This window comes from Pantoea sp. CTOTU49201 (assembly GCF_032054795.1).
Taxonomy (GTDB): domain Bacteria; phylum Pseudomonadota; class Gammaproteobacteria; order Enterobacterales; family Enterobacteriaceae; genus Pantoea; species Pantoea symbiotica.
In genome coordinates this window covers 1-3,296 of sequence record NZ_DAMBSA010000473.1, presented here as the reverse complement: position 1 = coordinate 3,296, position 3,296 = coordinate 1, and the positions used below count along the sequence as shown (strand labels likewise).

The following is a 3,296-nucleotide window of genomic DNA, read 5'->3' as shown; positions in this document are numbered from 1 at the left end:
GCGTTTCAGAAAGGCTCCAGCTCGCACAACTTGCTGTTGCGTGCGCTGGAACAGGCCGGACTGAGCTTTAAAGATATTCAGCCAACCTATCTGACACCCGTCGATGCGCGCGCCGCGTTCCAGCAAGGTGACGTCGATGCCTGGGCGATTTGGTATCCTTACTACTCCGCCGCGCTGCTGCAAGGCAACGTGCGCGTGCTGGCCGATGGCAGCAAACTCAATCAAACCGGCTCCTTCTATTTAGCCACGCGTAAATACACCGAAGCTAACGGCGCCTTCGTGCAGCAGGTTCTGAATACCTTCAGCGACGCCGATGCATTAACGCGCAGTCAGCGCGACCAGAGTATCGATCTGCTGGCAAACGCCATGGGCTTACCGAAACCGGTGATCGCCAGCTATCTCGACCATCGTCCACCCACCACCATTACGCCGGTCAGCGCCCATACCGCGCAGGCCCAACAGCAAACGGCCGATCTGTTTTATGCCAATCATCTGATGCCGGTAAAAGTGAATATCGCAGACCGCATCTGGCATCCACAATCCGCCCAGCCTAAAGGAAATTAATCATGAGCGTATCCGTATTTTGGTTTCTCCCGACGCACGGCGATGGTCACTATCTTGGCACAGCGGAAGGTTCGCGCCCGGTTGATCATGGTTACCTGCAACAGATTGCGCAGGCGGCGGATCGCCTTGGCTTCGGCGGCGTGCTGATCCCCACAGGCCGTTCCTGTGAAGATGCCTGGCTGGTGGCAGCATCACTGATTCCAGTGACGCAGCGTCTACGTTTCCTCGTTGCTCTGCGTCCGGGCGTGATTTCACCGACGCAAGCGGCGCGTCAGGCCGCCACGCTGGATCGTCTGTCGAATGGTCGCGCGCTGTTTAATCTGGTTACCGGCGGCGATCCGGAAGAGTTGGCCGGCGATGGCGTGTTCCTCGATCACCGCGAACGCTATGAAGAATCCGCCGAGTTTACCCGCGTCTGGCGTCGCGTTAGCGAAGGCGAAACCGTCGATTACGAAGGCAAGCATGTGAAGGTGCGCGGTGCGCGTCTGATGTTTAAAGCGGTGCAGGAACCGCGTCCGCCGCTGTGGTTTGGCGGATCGTCGGATGCCGCGCAGGATCTGGCCGCCGAGCAGGTTGATGTTTATCTCACCTGGGGCGAACCGCCAGCGTTAGTTAAAGAGAAGATTGAGCAAGTGCGCGCCAAAGCGGCAGCGCAAGGTCGCACCGTGCGCTTTGGTATTCGTCTGCACGTGATTGTGCGTGAAACCAATGAAGAAGCGTGGCAAGCGGCGGATCGCCTGATTGCCCATCTCGATGATGCCACCATTGCCAAAGCACAGGCCGCGTTTGCGCGCACCGATTCAGTGGGCCAGCAGCGCATGGCGGCACTGCACGGTGGACGTCGCGACAAGCTGGAGATCAGCCCAAATCTGTGGGCCGGTGTTGGTCTGGTGCGTGGCGGCGCAGGCACCGCGTTAGTGGGCGATGGCCCAACCGTGGCGGCGCGCATGCAGGAGTATCAGGATCTCGGCATCGAGACCTTTATTCTCTCCGGCTATCCGCATCTGGAAGAGGCTTATCGCGTTGGCGAGTTGCTGTTCCCGCACCTCGATTTAGCGATTCCGGAAGTACCGAAGCCGCGCGTAGTACAGGCGCACGGTGAAGCGGTGGCCAACGATTTCACACCGCAAAAAGTGTCGCAGAGCTAAAGGAGCCGATCATGGCGAACGTTAAAACCAAGCTGACGAATGCTGTACTGCCCTGGGTTTTGCCGGTGGTGCTGATTGCGGTATGGCAACTGGCATCGCAAGTGGGTTGGCTGTCGACGCGCATTTTGCCGTCGCCGGAAAATATCCTCATCACCTTCTGGAAGCTGACGGTGAGCGGTGAACTGTGGCAAAACCTGGCTATCAGCAGCTGGCGTGCCGCCATCGGTTTCTCTATCGGCGGCTCGATTGGTTTGATTCTGGGATTGATTACCGGCACCTCGCGCGTCGGTGAACGCTTGCTGGATACCTCGGTGCAAATGCTGCGTAACGTGCCGCATCTGGCGCTGATTCCGCTGGTGATTTTATGGTTCGGCATCGACGAATCCGCCAAGATTTTCCTCGTGGCGCTCGGCACCTTGTTCCCGATTTACCTCAACACTTATCACGGCATTCGTAACATTGATCGGGGTTTAGTTGAGATGGCACGTAGCTACGGCTTGTCTGGCTGGAGCCTTTTCATTCAGGTGATTCTGCCGGGTGCGCTGCCTTCGATTATGGTTGGCGTGCGTTTTGCCCTTGGCCTGATGTGGCTGACGCTGATTGTGGCCGAAACCATTTCCGCTAACTCTGGCATTGGTTATCTGGCGATGAACGCCCGTGAATTCCTGCAAACCGACGTGGTGGTGGTGGCCATCATTCTCTATGCCCTGCTCGGCAAACTGGCTGACGTTGCGGCACAACTGCTGGAGCGCGTCTGGCTGCGCTGGCATCCGGCCTACCAACTGAAGGAGAACGCATGAGCAACGCAACCCTGAATCCGGCGCGTTTAAATCGCGGCACGCCGGTTGGTGTGAATGGCGTCAGCAAGCAATATGGCGATCGCACCATCCTGAATAATATCGATCTGCATATTCCCTCCGGGCAGTTTGTCGCCGTCGTTGGCCGCAGCGGCTGCGGGAAAAGTACCTTGCTGCGTCTGCTGGCGGGACTCGAATCGACCACGCGCGGTGAGTTACTGGCGGGCAATGCGCCGTTATCCGAGGCACGCGAAGATACGCGTTTGATGTTCCAGGATTCACGCCTACTGCCGTGGAAAAAGGTGATTGATAACGTTGGGCTGGGACTGAAAGGCCGCGAATGGCGTGCCGCCGCGCTGGACGCGCTGGAAGCCGTGGGATTGGCGGACCGCGCCAACGAGTGGCCTGCTGCGTTGTCCGGCGGACAGAAACAGCGTGTGGCGCTGGCACGTGCGCTGATTCATCGCCCAGGTTTGCTGCTGCTCGATGAGCCGCTCGGTGCGCTGGATGCGTTGACGCGCATCGAAATGCAGGGATTGATTGAGTCGCTGTGGCAACAGCATAACTTCACCGTGCTGCTGGTGACGCACGATGTCAGCGAAGCAGTAGCGATTGCCGATCGTGTGCTGCTCATTGAGGAAGGACAGATTGGCCTGGATTTGCTCGTCGATTTGCCACGGCCACGCCGTCGTGGATCTGCGCGGCTAGCAGAGCTGGAAGCGGAAGTGCTGGATCGGGTGATGAAACGCGGTTCGTCAGAACAGCCGTTGAAGTTTGTGCAGCAGAG

General features: G+C 58.5%; 4 protein-coding genes. All 4 read left to right on the top strand.

What is annotated here, in order from left to right; translation table 11 throughout:
• Window positions 1-564 (top strand): aliphatic sulfonate ABC transporter substrate-binding protein (locus RTY00_RS22365; RefSeq protein WP_312666312.1); only part of this gene is annotated, 564 nt, incomplete at its 5' end.
• Window positions 565-566: 2 nt separating this feature from the next.
• A complete protein-coding gene (ssuD, locus tag RTY00_RS22360) occupies window positions 567-1,712 on the top strand; it encodes an FMNH2-dependent alkanesulfonate monooxygenase (RefSeq protein ID WP_008102354.1) in 1,146 nt (381 codons plus the stop codon).
• An 11-nt stretch (window positions 1,713-1,723) separates the two neighbouring features.
• Window positions 1,724-2,512 carry an aliphatic sulfonate ABC transporter permease SsuC gene (gene ssuC, locus RTY00_RS22355; protein WP_008102356.1) on the top strand — a complete coding sequence of 263 codons (789 nt, stop codon included), beginning with the start codon at window positions 1,724-1,726 and terminating at the stop codon, window positions 2,510-2,512.
• On the top strand, window positions 2,509-3,296 hold a 788-nt coding region (ssuB, locus tag RTY00_RS22350), incomplete at its 3' end, for an aliphatic sulfonates ABC transporter ATP-binding protein (RefSeq protein ID WP_312666310.1). The genes ssuC and ssuB, both read left to right, overlap by 4 nt.

Coding starts and splice junctions, on each gene's coding strand:
- ssuD (WP_008102354.1), top strand. CDS start 567: ATGAGCGTATCCGTATTTTGGTTTCTCCCGACGCACGGCGATGGTCAC.
- ssuC (WP_008102356.1), top strand. CDS start 1,724: ATGGCGAACGTTAAAACCAAGCTGACGAATGCTGTACTGCCCTGGGTT.